The sequence below is a fragment of the Aeromicrobium sp. Root344 genome (assembly GCF_001425755.1).
Taxonomy (GTDB): Bacteria; Actinomycetota; Actinomycetes; order Propionibacteriales; family Nocardioidaceae; genus Aeromicrobium.
On sequence record NZ_LMDH01000001.1, the window covers coordinates 794,521 to 810,551 of the forward strand.

General features: G+C 68.3%; 16 protein-coding genes. 5 read left to right on the top strand and 11 right to left on the bottom strand.

Annotated features, from left to right (window positions below; genetic code table 11):
- Both ASC61_RS03955 and ASC61_RS03960 read right to left on the bottom strand, forming a co-directional pair.
- Window positions 1-759 (bottom strand): SDR family NAD(P)-dependent oxidoreductase, encoded by a 759-nt coding sequence (locus ASC61_RS03955; protein ID WP_056209628.1) that lies wholly within the window; start codon window positions 757-759, stop codon window positions 1-3.
- Window positions 756-1,616, bottom strand: coding sequence for a fumarylacetoacetate hydrolase family protein (locus tag ASC61_RS03960; protein WP_056209631.1), 861 nt, complete (start codon window positions 1,614-1,616; stop codon window positions 756-758). The genes ASC61_RS03955 and ASC61_RS03960 overlap by 4 nt, the downstream gene beginning before the upstream one ends.
- Before the next feature lie 105 nt (window positions 1,617-1,721).
- Here ASC61_RS03960 and ASC61_RS03965 point away from each other — a divergent pair, with 105 nt between their 5' ends.
- A complete protein-coding gene (locus tag ASC61_RS03965) occupies window positions 1,722-2,573 on the top strand; it encodes an amidohydrolase family protein (RefSeq protein ID WP_056209634.1) in 852 nt (283 codons plus the stop codon).
- Here the strand turns inward: ASC61_RS03965 and ASC61_RS03970 are convergent.
- The 7 genes from ASC61_RS03970 to ASC61_RS04000 all read right to left on the bottom strand — a co-directional run bounded on the left by ASC61_RS03970 (window position 2,570) and on the right by ASC61_RS04000 (window position 9,300).
- Window positions 2,570-2,908: an L-rhamnose mutarotase gene (locus tag ASC61_RS03970; RefSeq protein ID WP_056209637.1), complete on the bottom strand. Its 339-nt coding sequence runs from the start codon at window positions 2,906-2,908 to the stop codon at window positions 2,570-2,572. The two genes, ASC61_RS03965 and ASC61_RS03970, sit on opposite strands and share 4 nt — an antisense overlap.
- Window positions 2,905-4,074: a mandelate racemase/muconate lactonizing enzyme family protein gene (locus ASC61_RS03975; protein ID WP_056209639.1), complete on the bottom strand. Its 1,170-nt coding sequence runs from the start codon at window positions 4,072-4,074 to the stop codon at window positions 2,905-2,907. The genes ASC61_RS03970 and ASC61_RS03975 overlap by 4 nt, the downstream gene beginning before the upstream one ends.
- Window positions 4,071-4,997, bottom strand: a complete 927-nt coding sequence (locus ASC61_RS03980) for a carbohydrate ABC transporter permease (RefSeq protein ID WP_056209642.1) — start codon at window positions 4,995-4,997, stop codon at window positions 4,071-4,073. The genes ASC61_RS03975 and ASC61_RS03980 overlap by 4 nt, the downstream gene beginning before the upstream one ends.
- Entirely contained in the window at window positions 4,994-5,974 is a 981-nt protein-coding gene (locus ASC61_RS03985) for a carbohydrate ABC transporter permease (protein ID WP_200935387.1), read from the bottom strand. The genes ASC61_RS03980 and ASC61_RS03985 overlap by 4 nt, the downstream gene beginning before the upstream one ends.
- Complete coding sequence (locus ASC61_RS03990) at window positions 5,967-7,334, bottom strand: ABC transporter substrate-binding protein (RefSeq protein WP_056209646.1); 1,368 nt, start codon at window positions 7,332-7,334, stop codon at window positions 5,967-5,969. Before ASC61_RS03990 ends, ASC61_RS03985 begins: the two co-directional genes overlap by 8 nt.
- Window positions 7,335-7,455: 121 nt before the next feature.
- The gene (locus ASC61_RS03995) at window positions 7,456-8,193 is read right to left on the bottom strand and encodes a FadR/GntR family transcriptional regulator (RefSeq protein ID WP_162243637.1); all 738 of its coding nucleotides are present in this window, start codon (window positions 8,191-8,193) and stop codon (window positions 7,456-7,458) included.
- 138 nt (window positions 8,194-8,331) lie between these two features.
- Window positions 8,332-9,300 carry an aldo/keto reductase gene (locus ASC61_RS04000; RefSeq protein ID WP_056209651.1) on the bottom strand — a complete coding sequence of 323 codons (969 nt, stop codon included), beginning with the start codon at window positions 9,298-9,300 and terminating at the stop codon, window positions 8,332-8,334.
- Window positions 9,301-9,450: 150 nt separating this feature from the next.
- Between ASC61_RS04000 and ASC61_RS04005 the strand changes: the two genes are divergently transcribed.
- The 4 genes from ASC61_RS04005 to ASC61_RS04020 are packed head-to-tail and all read left to right on the top strand — an operon-like array spanning window position 9,451 to window position 12,792.
- Window positions 9,451-10,479 (top strand): zinc-dependent alcohol dehydrogenase, encoded by a 1,029-nt coding sequence (locus ASC61_RS04005; protein WP_056209653.1) that lies wholly within the window; start codon window positions 9,451-9,453, stop codon window positions 10,477-10,479.
- Window positions 10,476-11,234 (top strand): SDR family oxidoreductase, encoded by a 759-nt coding sequence (locus ASC61_RS04010; protein WP_056209655.1) that lies wholly within the window; start codon window positions 10,476-10,478, stop codon window positions 11,232-11,234. Before ASC61_RS04005 ends, ASC61_RS04010 begins: the two co-directional genes overlap by 4 nt.
- The gene (locus ASC61_RS04015; protein WP_056209658.1) at window positions 11,231-11,860 is read left to right on the top strand and encodes a bifunctional 4-hydroxy-2-oxoglutarate aldolase/2-dehydro-3-deoxy-phosphogluconate aldolase; all 630 of its coding nucleotides are present in this window, start codon (window positions 11,231-11,233) and stop codon (window positions 11,858-11,860) included. Before ASC61_RS04010 ends, ASC61_RS04015 begins: the two co-directional genes overlap by 4 nt.
- The gene (locus ASC61_RS04020) at window positions 11,857-12,792 is read left to right on the top strand and encodes a sugar kinase (RefSeq protein WP_056209661.1); all 936 of its coding nucleotides are present in this window, start codon (window positions 11,857-11,859) and stop codon (window positions 12,790-12,792) included. Before ASC61_RS04015 ends, ASC61_RS04020 begins: the two co-directional genes overlap by 4 nt.
- A gap of 69 nt (window positions 12,793-12,861) precedes the next feature.
- Here the strand turns inward: ASC61_RS04020 and ASC61_RS04025 are convergent, their stop codons facing one another.
- Both ASC61_RS04025 and ppk2 read right to left on the bottom strand, forming a co-directional pair.
- Window positions 12,862-14,919: a right-handed parallel beta-helix repeat-containing protein gene (locus ASC61_RS04025; RefSeq protein WP_200935388.1), complete on the bottom strand. Its 2,058-nt coding sequence runs from the start codon at window positions 14,917-14,919 to the stop codon at window positions 12,862-12,864.
- A 149-nt stretch (window positions 14,920-15,068) separates the two neighbouring features.
- Window positions 15,069-15,974, bottom strand: a complete 906-nt coding sequence (gene ppk2 / locus ASC61_RS04030; RefSeq protein ID WP_056209665.1) for a polyphosphate kinase 2 — start codon at window positions 15,972-15,974, stop codon at window positions 15,069-15,071.
- Window positions 15,975-16,031 lie beyond the last annotated feature (57 nt).

A 16,031-nucleotide genomic window follows, 5' to 3' on the forward strand; every position in this document is an offset into this window, starting at 1 on the left:
TCAGCTGGACGGTCGGGTTCGCAAGCCTGCCATGCCCCCGTCGACCGCGAGCGAGGCTCCCGTCGTCGAGGTGGCGAGCGGGCTGGCGAGGTATGCCACGGCGTGCGCGACCTCCTCGGGGCTGACGAGGCGGCCGTGCGGCTGACGAGCCGTCATGGCCGCGCGTTCGGCCACGGGATCGGCGGCCTGCTCCAGCAGTCCGGTCACGAAGGCGGTCTCGACGGTTCCGGGATTGACGCTGTTGACCCGGATGCCCTCCCGTACGTGGTCAGCGGCCATCGCGAGCGTGAGGGCGTGGACGGCACCCTTGGTCGCGGAGTAGAGCGCCCGTTCCGGCAGTCCCGCGGTCGCCGCGATCGACGAGACGTTGACGATCGCCGGGCTCGGCGACTGCCGCAGGTGCGGGAGTGCCGCGCGGCTGGTGCGGACGACCCCGAGGACGTTGACGTCGTGCACGCGCTGCCACTCGGCGTCGGAGTTGTCCTCGACCGTGCCCTTGGCGCTGATGCCGGCGTTGTTGACGACGATGTCGATACGTCCGAGCGTGCCCACGACGGTCTCGATCGCGGCGCGGACGCTGTCGTCCAGGGCGACATCCGCCTCGACGGCGAGGGTGCCCTCGGGCGCGGTGCTCGGTTCCCGGTCGAGGACCGCGACCGACGCTCCCCGGTCCCGCAGCTCCGACGCGATGGCGGCGCCGATGCCGCTGGCGCCGCCCGTGACGACGGCGACCAGGCCGTCGAGCTCCCGGGCGCTCATCGCGTCGCCTCGTGGGCGACGACCTCTTGGCGCTGCCGGCCGAGTCCGTCGATCTCGAGCTCGACGACGTCGCCCGGCTGCAGGTAGGGAAACCGGCCCGACAACGCGACTCCCTCGGGCGTACCGGTCAGCACCACGTCACCCGGATCGAGCACCATGTACTGGCTCAGGTGGTGGATGATGTGCGCCACGTCGAAGATCAGGTCGGCCGTCGTCGAGTCCTGTCGCGGCTCACCGTTGACCCAGCTGCGGAGCCGCAGGTTCGCGTGATCGACCTCGTCGGGGGTGACCACCCACGGACCGAGGGGGCTGAAGCCGGGCGCGATCTTGCCCTTGCTCCACTGCCCACCGGACTCCTCGAGCTGGAACGCCCGCTCCGACAGGTCGTTGGCCACGACGAATCCAGCGACGTGGTCGAGGCTCTGGTCGACCGAGTCGAGGTAGGAGGCGCGACGCCCGATCACGACTCCGAGCTCGACCTCCCAGTCGGTCTTCGTGCTGCCGCGCGGGATCGTCACGGCGTCGTTCGGTCCGGCGATCGTGTTGGCGGCCTTGAAGAACAGCACGGGAACGCTGGGCGGCTCCGAGCCGGACTCCGCGGCGTGCGCGGCATAGTTCATCCCGATGCAGACGATCGTGCCGGGCTTGCCGATGGGCGCGCCCACGCGGAGCGTCTCGGCGTCCGGGAGGGCCGGCAGGGTGTCAGCGGCGATTGCTGCGCGCGCCCTGGCCACTCCGTCCGAGGCCCAGAACGCCTCGTCGATGTCATCCGTGATCGACGAGAGGTCGAGGATGCGGTCGTCGACCTGGACGACAGGGGTCTCGCTGCCCAAGGGGCCGAGGCGGGCAAGCTTCATCAGAATCCTTCACAGACATTCGATCTTTGGCATCTCATGACCACTCGAACGAGCGGCATCTCGGTATCTTGACGGATCAAACATCCAATGTCTAGTCTCGATGCTGTGGTCACCTACCTCGACACGCACCTGCATTGCTGGGATCGACGCCTCTTCTCCTACGACTGGCTCCACGGGACGCCGTTCCCCGAGCGGTTCACGCCGGACGACGTGGCAGATCAGAGCGCGGGCGTGCTGGGAGCGGTGTTCGTCGAAGCCGATCGGCGTCCCGAGGAGGCTCCGGCGGAAGCAGCCTGGGCCGCACAGCTGCATGCCGGCGGCCCCGCCATCGCGGCGGTCGTGGCCTTCCTCCCGATCGAGAAGGGCACCGAAGTGGCCGCGGACCTCGACGTGTTGGGCGCCAATGACAAGGTCACCGGCGTGCGCCGACTGCTGCAGGACGAGCCGGCCGCCTTCTTCGACGACCCGTCTGTCGCGGCCGGTCTGGCGGCGGTCGGCGCAGCTGGGCTGGCGTTCGACGCATGCGTCCGCGCCCATCAGCTCCCCGCGCTGGTACGCCTGAGGCGGCGCGCGCCCGCGGTCACCGTGGTCCTCGACCACCTCGGCAAGCCGGACATCGACGAGGCGTGGGGCAGCACGACTGCACGACAGTGGCTCGACGACCTGTCGGCCCTCGCGGGCGAGCCGAACACCGTCATCAAGCTCTCGGGGCAGGGATCCGCGGCTGATCCGGCTCGTACGTTCGACCGCGCCCAGCCCTTCGTGGCCGCAGCCCTCGAGGCGTTCGGCCCTGAGCGCTGCCTGGTCGGCAGCGACTGGCCGGTGTCACGGCGCGACGGCGAGCCGTACGAAGCGTGGTTCGACCACGTCGCCACCTCGTACGGGCTGTCGGAGACCGAGCTGGCGCTCGTGCTCCGGGACAACGCCGCCACGACGTACGGCATCGAGCTCGGCTAGCCCTCCGAGAGGCGCCAGGCCAGGGTGAGGTCGCGCCACGGTCCACCGGGTTGCCCCGGCTCGGGGTCCAGCTGGCACGGGTCGGTCAGCCCGAGCCATCGCTGCATGTCGGGGTCGTCGTCCAGCACCCCGAGGTCGGCGGCCAGGTCGTCGCCGACGTACTCGAAGTAGGCGACGAGCGTGTCACCGCGCACGAAGATCGAGTAGTTCTCGATGTGCGCAGCGCGGATCCCGGCCTCCACGCTGTCCCAGACGGCGGAGTGCAGCTCGAGGTAGCGCTCGCGCATGCCGGGTCGCAGCTGCGTCGTCTGGCAGACCCGCAACGGCTCCCTCATGCTCCGAGCCGGCCCGGGTCGCCGGGATCTCCTGGCACCATCCGCAGCCCGGCGCGTTCGGGGCGTACGTGCGGCCCGGCGGGCGTGGCCCAGCCCTGCCCGACCGGCAGCTGCTCGATCATCGCCTCGTCGAGCGTGATGCCCGCGCCGGGCGAGCTGCCCAGCACGATGCCGCCGTCGCCGATCTCCTGGTCGATGTGCACCCCGATGGGCTGCCCGAGGTCCTGGACCTCGGTCGTCAGGTGGTTCGGCATCGTGCTCGCAGCGTGGGCGATGATCGAGGTGAACCCGATCGGGCTGACCGGCAGGTCGTGCGCATGCGCCACCGCCGCGACTCGCAGCGCGTTCGTGATCCCCCATCCGCTGTTGAACTGCACGACGTCGACAGCATCGGCGTCGAACAGCGGGCGGTACTGCTCGAGCCCGGTCAGGTTCTCACCGGTTGCGACCCCCGTCTTGACGCTGCGACGCACCTCCGCCAGCCCGTGGGCGTCCCAGCGACGTACGGGCTCCTCGATCCAGGTCAGGTCGACCTCGGCCTCGATCCGCTGGATGTGGCGCACGGCCTGAGACCGGTGCCACGACTCGTTGGCGTCGAACATCATGGCCGGCTGCGTGGAGTTGCGGGTCAGCACGTCGCGCACGAGACGCAGGCGGCGGATGTCGTCATCGGCGTTGCGGCCACCCTTGAGCTTGGCCTGGGCGAAGCCGGCGTCGGCGAACTGCTGATAGAGCGTGTGCACCTCGTCGTCGGAGAGACCGAACTCGAGGCCGGAGGCATATCCGGGCACGAACCGCGTGCGTCCTCCGAGCATCCTCCACAGGGGCTCGCCCGCCATCTTGGCCTTGAGGTCCCAGAGCGCATCGTCGATCGCGCCGATCGACGCGAAGACACTGCCGGTGTGTCCGGTCTTGAAGACGTAGGACAGCATGCGGTCGTACAGCGCCGTGACGCTGCGCGGGTCCTCGCCCTCGATCGCGGGGAAGACCCGAGCGAGGTCACCACGGCTCGACGGACCGACACTGATGCCTTCGTAGCCCTCGTCGGTCGTGATGATCAGGACGTGCACGTCGGTGCGGGTCCCCACGCTCACGCCGTTGACGTCGCCCACCGGGCGGTGCCACTCGTGCTGGGTGAAGAGCTCGCGGTAGCCGGTGATCTTCATTCCTTGACTCCCCCGGCCGTCATGCCCGCCACGAGGAAGCGCTGCGAGAACAGGAACAGGATCAGGACCGGCAGCATCGACACGATCGTCGCGAGCGCGAGCGTCGGCAGGTGCATCGACTCCGACCCGGCCGCACTCGGGTTGAACGCCGGCGTCGACGACAGCAGCGTCGAGAGCCCGACCTGCATGGGATAGCTGTCGCTCGACGGCAACATGACGAAGGGCAGGAAGTAGTTGTTCCAGTTCTGCACGAAGCTGAAGAACGCCACGAGGGCCACGACCGGCGAGGCCAGCGGCAGCGCGATGCGGATGAAGACCTGCACCTCGCTGCAGCCGTCGAGACGTGCAGCAGCCAGCAGGTTCCGCGGGATGCTCGTCGAGAAGTAGATGTAGGTCAGGTAGACGCCGAAGGGATAGAACGAGAACGGCAGGATCACCGACAGCGGCTGGCCGACCAGGCCGACCTTGTTCATCTCGAGGAACACCGGCAGCACGAGTGCCGTGTTGGGCATCAGCATGACGACGAGCGTGGTCACCATCAAGATCCGCCTGAACCGGAACTCGGTCAGGGCGAGCGCGTAGCCCGCCGGCACCGAGATCACCAGCGTGATGACGAGCGCTGCGATCGAGTAGTAGGCCGAGTTGCGGATCCACTGCACGACGGCACCGGACTGGAAGTCGAACAGCTGCCGCACGTTGGTCGTGAACGTGTCCCACGACCCGATCGCGAACGGCGTACGGACTGCGAGCTCGTGCTCGGTCTTGGTCGTCGCGATCAGCAGCCAGGCGAGCGGGATGATGAAGAACAGCGTCGCCACGACGAGGACGAGTCCGATGATCGACCGGCCACTCCAGCCGGTGAGCCTCGAGGTCACGCGCGCGCGGTCGACGCGGGCGTCGCGGGCTGCCAGTGTCGTACTCATACGTCCTCGGTCTCGAACAGGCCACCCTTGGTGACGAACACGGCGGACAGCACCAGGGCGACGATGAGAAGCAGCACGGAGATCGCCGCGGAGCCGTTGAAGTCGTTCAGGTCGAACGCGTACTGATAGGCGAGCTGGTTGAGCGAGTAGTCGTTGGGGACGACCGCATTGCTCGCCTGCGACAGCAGGGACGGCTCGACGAACAGCTGCGTGCCGGCCGCGAGCGACAGGACCGCCATGTAGGCGATCCACTTGCGCAGCAGCGGCAGCTGGATGTGGATCGCGACCTGGACCGGGTTGGCGCCATCGATGCGGGCGGCCTCCATGATCTCGGTCGAGATGTTGTTGAGCGCGCCGTACATCACGATGATCCAGCCGCCCGCACCCGTCCAGAACGCGATGATGGCGAAGATCAGCGGGAGGTGGCTGGGCTGGATGACGTTGGTGAAGCTGTCCATGCCCATGGCTCGCAGCAGCGGACCCGCGGGGCTGGCCACCGGGTCGAGGACGAACAGCCAGAGCATCACGCTCGAGGCGCCTGCCAAGGCTCCCGGCAGGTAGAAGAACAGGCGGGCGCTGGCACTCAGCCAACGCGCCCGGATGGCGTGCACGACGATCGCCAGGAACACGACCAGCACGAGCAGTGCGGCGAGCCAGATCCCGAGGAAGAACGCGACGTGACGCGCCGCGGAGAAGAACCTGAAGTCGTCGATGACCTTCGAGAAGTTGGCCGTCGGGGTGAAACCGCCGTCGACGTCCGTCACCGACAGGTAGATCGCGTAGAGCGCCGGCATGACGCCGAACGCCAGCATGAACACGGCGTACGGCGCCACGAACACGGCGCCGATCGAGCGTCGGCGGCCCTTGCGGGTCTTGTTCATCCGCACGGCCTCCTTCGGAGCTGGGTGATGTGCCGCGGCCGCCGACCGGCTCGGGGTCTCCGAGCCGGCCGACTGCGTGGTGGTCAGGTCACTCATTGACCTGGTAACCGTTGACCTTCGCCTGGTTCTTGATGGCCGTGGCCCAGGTCCCAAGATTGTCCTCGATCGACTTGCCCGAGGACACCAGCGGCGTGATGGTCTTGGCCCAGATCGCCTCCTGGCTGAAGGACGGGAATCCCCAGCCGTCCCACACGAGGCCGGCCGCTGCGGTCAATCCCGAGAGGTCGGTCGCGTAGTAGCCCGAGGACTCCTGCTTCTTGACCCACTTGTCGGCTGCTGCCGCGTACGCGGGATAACCGGGGCCGAGATCCACCTGGTACGCATCGTCCGTCGTGACGAACTCGGCGAACTTGGCGGCATTGGCGAGGTTCTTGGAGTGGCTCGAGATGAACCACGTGCCGCCACCGACGTTGCCCGCCACGGCGGAGTCACCGTCCCACGCCAGTGGAGCCGAGACACCCAGGCGACCCTTGGGGACGTTGAGCGACTCCTTGTTGTTGAAGATCGCACCGGCGAACCACGCCGGTCCGGGCATCAGCAGGACCTTGCCGGTGTAGGTCTTCACGAAGTCAGGGGTGAAGACGCTCAGCTTGGTCAACGACTTGTCGGCCACCAAGGTGTCGAGCATGGACGCCGCGCGCTTGCACTCCGTGGAGTCGGTCTTGACCGTCACCTTGCGGATGTCGGTCACGTCGTTGGCCTGGCACTTGCTCGACCACATGAACACCTCGGGCGTCCACGTGTCGCCGACCGAGCCGACGATGTAGCCGGGGTGCTCCTTGGCGACCTTCTCGCCGAGCGCCTGGTACTCCTCCCACGTCTTGGGCACGGCATAGCCGAACTTCTTCAACAGCGAGTTGTCGTACCAGAGGACGGTCTGCGCCAGGTCGTTGCGGAGGCAGTAGACACCGCCGTCGACGGTGCACGGGTTGAGCGCGCCCTTGGCGAAGCCCGACAGGGTTCCCGCCGGGATCAGGCCCTTGTCGAGGCGCGCGGCGAACGGCTGCTTGCCGGCAACGCCCTGCGTGGCCCACGACGCGTCGTTGTTCTGCGAGGAGAAGACGACGTCGGGCCAGCCCTTGCCGGCGCGGTCATAGAGCGACATCTTCGTCTTGAACGAGTTGGACCCGTTGGCCGAGCCGTCGTACGTGACGGTCTTGACCTTGATCGACGGGTTCGCCTTCTGGAACGCCTTCACCGCCGGGACACGTGTCGCGTCGACCCACACGGTGATGGTGCTGTTCTTGTCCTGCTTGGCCTCGGAGAATCCGCGACCTCCGTCCGAGCTGTCACTGCCGTTGCTCGAGCATCCCGAGAGGACGGCCACGGCGGTCACGCTCAGGACGCCGAGAAGGCCGATCTGCCGAACCAGGCGGCGGGGTTGGATGCGGTTCATTCAGTTCCTCCACTGTCACAGGTCTGCCGTGGTCGGCAGCGGAGATAGCACATCATACGTGTGATGTTTGCGCAAGGGTTTCGTGTGAACGGGGTCACTTTTCTTGAGGGTCGCGCGGGGATCAGGACTTGCGAGCGGGGTTGCGTCGCTCCCAGGAGTCCACGATGTGCGCGGTCATCGCGCGCTGCGCATCCGCGACGTTGCCCGCGGCAATGGCCTCGTAGACGGCTCGGTGCTCGGCCACTGTGCGGTCGATCGCGTCGGAGGGCGGGTCACCCTCGAACCGCGCGAACGAGCGGGCGCGACTGTAGAGCGTGTAGGCGATGTTGCTTGCCAAGAAGTTCTCCGACATGTCCATCACGGTGCGGTGGAAGACGGCGTCGGCCTCGCTGAACTGGGCATAGTCACCGGTCAACGAGATCATCCGGTCGAGGGCGGCACCGAGCTCCGAGCGACCCTCTTCGCCGGCGCGCTCCGCCGCCTGGGCCGCCATCACGCCTTCCAGCGTGCCGCGCACCAGCGTGAGCTCGTCGAGGGTGTGCAGCTCCTCGTCGTGGGCGATGACCGCGCTCAGCACGATCGGATCGAGGACGTTCCAGCTCGAGTGCGGCCGGACGAGAGTGCCACGGCCCTGCTGAACCGCGACGAGGCCCTTCTCCTCGAGTCGTTTCATCGACTCGCGAACGATCGTGCGGCTCACGCCGAAGTGCTCCGCCAGCGCGGCCTCCGGGGGGAGCGCCTGCTCGGCTTCGTACCGACCGGCGACGATCGAGTCGACGATCGCGCGCATCAGCATGTCCGACGGCCGCTCCCGGGTCTCGGGCGCCTGCAGATCCTTGATCTGGCCTCGACCACTCATGCGCGCTGGCTCCATTTCGTTGGGGCGGTTCCTGATGTGGTGCGAGATCTCATCCGAGCCCACATGACCTCATACGTCCTATCATCTCGCCACTGGTGCCATTGCGTGTGACGGGGCGGGGCACGGCGCGCCGGGAGGTCATCCCCGCACCAGCCCCTCGTCGGTCAGCGCGGCCCAGAACTCCTCCGGAATCGGCACGGTTGCCCGCTCGACCGAGGAGGTCGCATGCGCCACCGTACGGATGCCGAGCACCACCGACGCGACCTCGGGGCGTCGGAGCGCGAACTGGACTGCCGCGGCCGGCAGGTCGACGCCGAAACGTTCGCAGACGGCCTGGATCCGGCGGGCCCTGGAGAGGACCGCCTCGGGTGCCTCCCGGTAGTCGAAGTGCGCACTGTCCGGCACCGAGGACGTGCTGAGGATGCCCGAGTTGTAGACCCCTGCGGCAACCACGGTGACCTCGCGATCGGCTGCCAGCGGCAGGAGGTCGTCGGCGGCCGACTGGTCGAGCAGGGTGTAGCGCCCGGCGACCATCACGATGTCGACATCGGTGCGCCGGACGAACTCGGCGAGCATCGCGGACTGGTTCATACCCGCGCCGATCGCGCCGACGACGCCCTGGTCGCGGAGCTCGACCAACGCCTCGACGCCCGTCGTCGACGCCGCCTCCCAGTGGTCGTCCGGGTCGTGCAGGTAGGCGATGTCGAGTCGGTCGAGTCCAAGCCGCTCGAGGCTGGACTCGACCGACTTCAACACGCCGTCCCGGGTGAAGTCGAAGACCCTCTTGGTCGCCGCCGGGACGACGAAGCCGTCGTCGTCCTGCTGCTCTGTCGTCTCCGGCGAGTCGACGAGCAGCCGTCCGACCTTGCTGGAGATCACGAACTCGTCACGGGGCCGGCGTGCCAGGGCACGGCCGAATCGCTGCTCGGACAGGCCGAGACCGTAGTGCGGCGCGGTGTCGAAGTAGCGGACGCCCGCCGCCCAGGCGGCGTCCACCGCAGCCTCGGACTCCTCGTCTGTCGTCTCCACGAAGAGGTTGCCGAACTGCGCGCCTCCCAGGCCGACCTCGGTGAGCGAACCACCCCGTCGATAGTCGCGTCGCTTCATGACTCCCACGGCTGACTGTCCCACGGCGCTCTCTCATCCCGTTGTGAATTCGGCGTCGACAGCGCCGGCCCGCGACAGTCTAAGGTATGATGTATTACCTATCAACTGGCCTCTCCAGCCACTCGCTCGTGATCGAAGGGAAGAACTCCGTTGCGCGCAGCCCAGTACGTCGGGGACAGGACGGTCCTGACCGAACACCTCGAACCACTCGAACCAGCGAAGGGCCAGGTCCAGATCAAGGTCGCCTACACCGGCCTCTGCGGCACCGACCTGCACATCGTGCACGGCAACATGGACGGCCGGGTCGAGCGACCTCTGGTGTTCGGCCACGAGATGAGCGGCACGGTGTCCGCCACCGGACCAGACGTCACGACGGTCTCCTCCGGTGATCGCGTGACCGTGATGCCGCTGGACTGGGACGGCACGTGCCCGGCATGCGTGGCCGGCCACCGGCACCTGTGCCATCACCTCAACTTCATCGGCATCGACTCCCCCGGCTCGCTCCAGGAGCTCTGGACGGTGCCCGAGCACGTCGTCGTGCCGTTGCCCGACGACGCCTCGCTGCGGCACGCGGCCCTGGTCGAGCCCGTCGCCGTCGCGGTGCACGACGTACGACGGTCTGAGCTCTCGGCCGGAGACAAGGTCGTGGTGCTCGGCGGCGGACCCATCGGCGTGCTCATCGCCACCGTTGCCCGGCATGCCTGTGCTGAGGTGTGCGTGTCGGAGGTCGATCAGACCCGGCTCAAGCAGGCGGCAGCCCTCGGATTCCGTACGCTCGACCCGTCGCAGGACGACGTCCAGGCGGCCGTCACCGAATGGACGGACGGCGCGGGCGCGGACGTCGTGTTCGAGGTCTCCGGTGCGGCGGCAGCTGTCCAGGCAGCCACCGGTCTTGCCAAGGTGCGCGGCACGATCGTCGTGGTCGCGATCCATCCGACACCCCGACCCGTCGACCTCCAGCGCGTCTTCTGGCGGGAGCTGAGGATCCTCGGAGCGCGCGTGTACAAACGCCAGGACTTCGACGAGGCGATCCGTCTGATCGCGGAGGGCGTGATCCCGGCCGACGAGCTGATCACCGACGTGGTGCCGCTCGAGGCCACCGCGAGTGCCTTCACCCGGCTCGAGGCCGGCACCGCGATGAAGATGCTCGTCGCCGTCCAGGAAGGTGCGGCGTCATGACCGGCCCGTTCGACCTCACCGGCCGGCTCGCCGTCGTGACCGGCGCCCGACGCGGCATCGGCCTGGCCTTCGCCGAAGCACTGGCCGCCGCGGGCGCCGACATCATCGGCATCAGCGCCTCGATGGAGCCCGAGGGCAGCGCGGCAGCAGCAGCCGTCGAGCAGCACGGGCGACGCTTCGAGGCCAAGGCTGTCGACTTCTCCGACCGGGCTGCGGTCGAAGCACTGGGTGCCGAGCTCGCGGAGCGGGACGTCGACATCCTGGTCAACAACGCCGGCACGATCGAGCGCGCGCCCGCTGCCGAGCATTCGCTGGAGTCGTGGGACCGGGTCCTCGAGGTGGACCTCTCGAGCCAGTTCGCCCTCAGCCAGGCGGTCGGGCGCGGGATGCTCGACCGCGGCGCAGGCAAGATCATCTTCACGGCGAGCCTCCTGAGCTTCCAGGGCGGCATCAACGTGCCGGGCTACGCCGCAGCGAAGTCGGGGCTCCTCGGCCTGGTCCGCGCCCTGTCCAACGAATGGGCCGGCCGTGGCGTGACCGTCAACGCGATCGCGCCCGGCTACATCGCGACCGACAACACGCAGGCCCTCCAGGACGACGCGGACCGCTCGCGCGCGATCCTCGAGCGGATCCCTGCCGGTCGCTGGGGTCGTCCCGACGACCTGGCCGGCGCCGCGGTGTTCCTCGCGTCTCCGGCATCGGACTACGTGACGGGCATCGTGCTCCCGGTCGACGGTGGCTGGCTGGCGCGATGAACGACGTCATCCAGCAGCTGGCCCGCCTGCGCATGGTTCCCGTCGTCGTCATCGACGACGCCGCCGTGGCGCGACCAATGGCCGAGGCGCTCATGGCTGGTGGCATCACGTGCGCGGAGATCACCCTGCGTACGCCGGCGGGCATCGAGGCGATCCGGGCGGCGGCCCAGGTCGACGGCTTCCTGGTCGGCGCCGGCACGGTCCTCACCGCCCAACAGGTCGACGACTGCGGCGATGCCGGGGCCCGCTTCATCGTCAGTCCCGGACTCGACCGCGACGTCGTCGCCCGAGCCGGCGCCAAGGGGATCACGGCGATCCCGGGCGTCGCCACGGCGACCGAGCTCCAGCAAGCCCTGCAGCTCGGCCTGTCCGTGCTCAAGATCTTCCCGGCAGCCTCCCTCGGCGGACCGGCCTTCCTCAACGCGCTCTCGGGCCCGTTCCCGGACGTACGGTTCGTGCCGAGCGGCGGGATCTCCTTGGAGAGCGCGCCTGGCTACCTCGCTGTGCCGTCCGTCGCGGCGATCAGCGGGAGCTGGCTGACTCCTCAGACGGCCCTGCTCGACCACGACTTCGCGACGATCGAGCGCCTCGCGCGAGCCACGACAGCCGCGCTGGCCGCGGCATGAAGCGCGTCCTCACCCTCGGCGAAGGGCTCGGCATCATCCGTACGGCCGAGACGCTGGCCACTGCGGCTCACCTCGGTGCAGGCGTCGGCGGCGCGGAGCTGAACGTCGCCATCGGGCTGGCTCGTCTGGGCACTGACGTCACCTGGCTCGGCCGCGTCGGAGCCGACGGCCTGGGTCGTCGCGTCATCCGCGAGCTGCGGGCCGAGGGCGTCGACGTGGTCGCGCAGGTCGTCGACCAGCCCACCGGCCTGCTCCTCAAGGAGCGCGACGCGCTGGGCCGCACGGTCATCACCTACCACCGCAGCGGAAGCGCCGGCAGCACGCTCAACGCCGCCGACCTCGCCGGCGTCGACTGGTCCCGCTACGGTGTCCTGCACCTCACGGGCATCACGCCCGCGCTGTCCGACTCGGCCGCATCGGCCGTCAGCGAGGCCGTGCGGCGTGCCAGGAACGCCGGACTGACGATCTCGTTCGACGTGAACCATCGCTCGCGGCTCTGGAGCGCGCAGACCGCGACACCCGTCCACCTCGCGCTCGCTGCCCAGTCGGACGTGCTCTTCGCCGGTCTCGACGAAGCAGCGCTCGTGGTCGGCGATCCGACCTCCGATCCGTGGGACACCGTGAAGGCACTCGCCGAGCTCGGCCCGTCGACCGTGGTGCTCAAGCTCGGCGACCGCGGCGCCCTGGCGCGGTCTGGAACCGAGCGGGCGCGGGCGAGCGCCGTACGCGTCGAGGTCGTCGACACGGTCGGCGCGGGCGATGCCTTCGTCGCCGGGTTCCTGGCCGAGCTGATCCGGGGACGGTCCGTGACGGAGTGCCTCGAGACCGCCGTCGCGGCCGGTGCCGCGGTGTGCCGCGTCCCGGGCGACTGGGAAGGCGCCATCACCCGCGCCGAGCTCGAGGCAGAGGTCACCGACCCCGTCGTGCGCTGAGCAACGACGACGCCGGTGGCACCTCGTCGAGGTGCCACCGGCGTCCTTGCCGCTACTGCTGGGCCGCGCTCACGGAGTCGGGCATCCCGGGAGGCCGGACTGGTTCGCGTTCAGCGAGGTCCGGTACTGCGGCGCGACGCCCGCGGCACAGATCACGTCCCGCGCGCCCTGGGGCCAGTTGGTCCCGCTCACCTTCACGTTGTTGATGAGCTTGTTGTTGTGCGCCGTCGCGTTGGGTGCCGACACGCCACCGGAGTTGTACCAGTTGTTCTGGATGACGTTGTCGCTCGTGTTGTTGCGGAGGCTGTACGCGTTGGTGAACACGAACGAGCCGCCCTGGACCACGTTGTTCTCCCACGTCATCGATCGCGAACCCTCGTCGAGGTAGAGACCGACACCGGAGATGTTGAACAGGTAGTTCTTCGCCACGACCGCCCCGGGGTTGGCCGAGAGGTTGTAGAGCGTGCCGCCGTCCGCGAACCGCGACTTGGTGTCGTGGACGAGGTTGCCCTCCACGCGGGTGTTCTTGAGCGTGGTCGGTGTCGTGTAGAGCGTGTTCCACTTGTAGTAGCCACGATCGACGTAGTCGTTGGACCCGCCCGCGTCGTTGATGCCCCAGCCGAATCCCGTGTCGATGCCGTCGTACGGGACGTGCGAGACCTCGTTGTGCAGGATGCTCGCGTTCGTCACGTACGTGCTGAGGATGCCGCTGTTGTCCTTGTAGTCCACGGCGACCCGGTCGACGGTGTTGTTCTCGAGCCGGATGTCCTGGTTGGTCATCCGCGGGTCACTCGGGTGATGCGCGTCCGGCAGGACCCCACCCACGACGATGCCGTGACCGCTGTCCTCCATGAAGCGGTTGCCGACCACGTCGATGTCGCTGGCGCCGAGGCCGACACCCGTCACCGTCGCGTTGGCGTCGTTGCCGATGCCGAGCGCCGACGAGCCGAGGTTGGTGAACGTGTTCTCCGTGAACGAGACCCGGCTGGCGGCCGAGACCTGCACGGCTGCAGGCTCCTGGTACCAGCTCGTACGGGCGCGCTCGAACATCTCGCAGCCCCGTGAGCAGCTGCTGAACGCGTCAGCGGGACGGTAGTCGTACGCGTCCTTGATGAACGTCCCGTTCTGCTGGTCGGCGTAGCCGTGGGTCGAAGGGCCGAGCCACGAGGTGCCGGAGAACTGGATGCCCTTGAAGGCGAGTCCTTCGACGGGGTTGTCGTGCGTGCCGCCGATGCTGATCAGCGACTGCAGCCGGGGCAGCTCGATGCTCAGGTCGTTGGGGTCGACGCCGTCTGCGGGCTTGTAGTAGAGCGTGCCCTGGTCCGGGTCGATGTACCACTGCCCGGCCTGCGTCAGGAAGCTGAGCGAGTTGTCGAGGTACCAGCTCGGTCCGGCCAGGAACGAGTTCTGGACCGTGTCCCAGCCCCAGGTGTTGTTGTTCCAGGCCGGCTGCGCCATCGTGATCGTGTTCGAGCTGATGCTCTCGACGGGCGAGTAGCGGTTGGTGAAGTCACCCAGCGACTCGAACTCGATCCGTCCCTGGTCTGGCAGCGACGCGAGGTAGCTGAGTGCCGGGTTCTTGATCGTCAGGCCCGTCGCCGTCGGCGTGACGTCCGCGTTGGCGAGACGAATCGCCGCGCGCGGCGCGATCTTGCCGTCGACGTACAGCTGGCGGCTGTCCAGCCCCTCAGGCGTCTTCGCCTCCCAGATGCCACGTCCGGCGTCGGACTTCGACCAGCCGGAGACCTTCGAGGCACCCGTGATGACCGGGTGGGCGCCAGGGGCTGCCGCCCACGTGATCGTGTGGTCGCCACCGCCGTCGTTCGCGTCGAAGCTCAACGGGTCGGACAGGCGGTACGTGCCGGCTGCGAGCTGGACGGTCACGTCGCCGCGCTTGGCGGCCGGCCGCACCACGTGCTGAGCTCGCTCGAGCGAGCACGGCATCGCCTGGCTGCAGTGCCCGCCGTCCTTTCCATCAGGCGATGCGTAGTAGGTCGTCGCCGGGTCGGCCTGGGCGCTGAGTGGCACGAGCGCCGACGCGAGGACGATCCCCGTGCCGAGCGCCGCGAGAGCCGCATACGTGCGACTCCCCCGTGTGCTTCTCCGCGATTCTGACGTCAACTTCATGGTCGATCGCTTTCTCTCATCGTGGGCGTCGATGCCCCCCGGAGAAGATTTATCATACGTATGACCTTTGTCACAAGGATACGTATGATGTTTCTTGCGCACTGTGCTGCGGCACGCCTGCGACCTGCGGGTTTGTCGTCAGAAAGCTGTCAGTCGGTCGCGTCGCGGAACAGCTCTGCCGCGGGTCCGACGATCAGCGGATCGGGCATCGTGACCAGCTCGGGATCCTTGTTGTCGTAGTCGAACTGGGACAGCACGTGGCGCATCGACTCGACCCGTGCGCGCTTCTTGTCGTTGCTCTTGACCACGGTCCACGGCGCCACGGCGGTGTCGGTGCGCGCGAACATCGTCTCCTTGGCGCGGGTGCAGGCGTCCCACTTGTCGAGCGACTGCAGGTCCATCGGCGACAGCTTCCACTGCCGGACCGGATCGACCTGGCGGATCGCAAAGCGCGTACGTTGCTCCGAGGCCGACACCGAGAACCAGAACTTGATCAGGTGCAGCCCGTCGTTGACCAGCATCTTCTCGAACGTCGGCGCATGCCGGATGAACTCGTCGTACTGGTCGTCCGTGCAGAATCCCATGACCCGTTCGACGCCGGCGCGGTTGTACCAGGACCGGTCGAACATCACGATCTCGCCGGCCGCCGGCAGGTGCTGCACGTAGCGCTGGAAGTACCACTGGGTCTCCTCACGCTCGCTCGGCTTCTCGAGCGCGACCACCCGCGCACCGCGCGGGTTGAGGTGCTCGGTGAACCGCTTGATCGTGCCCCCCTTGCCCGCCGCGTCGCGCCCCTCGAACACGATGACGAGCCGCCCGCCGGAGCTCTTGATCCAGTTCTGCAGCTTCAGCAGCTCGATCTGCAGGAGGCGCTTCTGCATGTCGTACTCCTGGACGTCCATGCGGGCCGCGTACGGGTAGCCCTCGCGCCAGGTGTCGATCGGTTGCCCGAGATGGTCGAGCAGGACCGGGTCGTCGTCCTCCAGGTCCACGACCGAGTATTCGCCCAGGCGGTCGATGTCGACGCGGGCCGGCGCCCCGAAGTCAGTGGTCATGCGTGCAACCTAGGCTCCGGCGACGGCCCCGGAGTGGATGTCCGGCGACGACGGAGT

What these genes read in the sequence shown, in the direction of transcription:
- ASC61_RS04000 (WP_056209651.1), bottom strand. Translation starts at nt 9,300, where the DNA reads ATGAAGCGACGCGACTATCGACGGGGTGGTTCGCTCACCGAGGTCGGC.
- ASC61_RS03975 (WP_056209639.1), bottom strand. Translation starts at nt 4,074, where the DNA reads ATGAAGATCACCGGCTACCGCGAGCTCTTCACCCAGCACGAGTGGCAC.
- ASC61_RS04010 (WP_056209655.1), top strand. Translation starts at nt 10,476, where the DNA reads ATGACCGGCCCGTTCGACCTCACCGGCCGGCTCGCCGTCGTGACCGGC.
- ASC61_RS04020 (WP_056209661.1), top strand. Translation starts at nt 11,857, where the DNA reads ATGAAGCGCGTCCTCACCCTCGGCGAAGGGCTCGGCATCATCCGTACG.
- ASC61_RS03990 (WP_056209646.1), bottom strand. Translation starts at nt 7,334, where the DNA reads ATGAACCGCATCCAACCCCGCCGCCTGGTTCGGCAGATCGGCCTTCTC.
- ASC61_RS03995 (WP_162243637.1), bottom strand. Translation starts at nt 8,193, where the DNA reads ATGAGTGGTCGAGGCCAGATCAAGGATCTGCAGGCGCCCGAGACCCGG.
- ASC61_RS03955 (WP_056209628.1), bottom strand. Translation starts at nt 759, where the DNA reads ATGAGCGCCCGGGAGCTCGACGGCCTGGTCGCCGTCGTCACGGGCGGC.
- ASC61_RS03985 (WP_200935387.1), bottom strand. Translation starts at nt 5,974, where the DNA reads ATGAGTGACCTGACCACCACGCAGTCGGCCGGCTCGGAGACCCCGAGC.
- ppk2 (WP_056209665.1), bottom strand. Translation starts at nt 15,974, where the DNA reads ATGACCACTGACTTCGGGGCGCCGGCCCGCGTCGACATCGACCGCCTG.
- ASC61_RS03960 (WP_056209631.1), bottom strand. Translation starts at nt 1,616, where the DNA reads ATGAAGCTTGCCCGCCTCGGCCCCTTGGGCAGCGAGACCCCTGTCGTC.
- ASC61_RS04025 (WP_200935388.1), bottom strand. Translation starts at nt 14,919, where the DNA reads ATGAAGTTGACGTCAGAATCGCGGAGAAGCACACGGGGGAGTCGCACG.
- ASC61_RS03980 (WP_056209642.1), bottom strand. Translation starts at nt 4,997, where the DNA reads ATGAGTACGACACTGGCAGCCCGCGACGCCCGCGTCGACCGCGCGCGC.
- ASC61_RS03970 (WP_056209637.1), bottom strand. Translation starts at nt 2,908, where the DNA reads ATGAGGGAGCCGTTGCGGGTCTGCCAGACGACGCAGCTGCGACCCGGC.
- ASC61_RS04015 (WP_056209658.1), top strand. Translation starts at nt 11,231, where the DNA reads ATGAACGACGTCATCCAGCAGCTGGCCCGCCTGCGCATGGTTCCCGTC.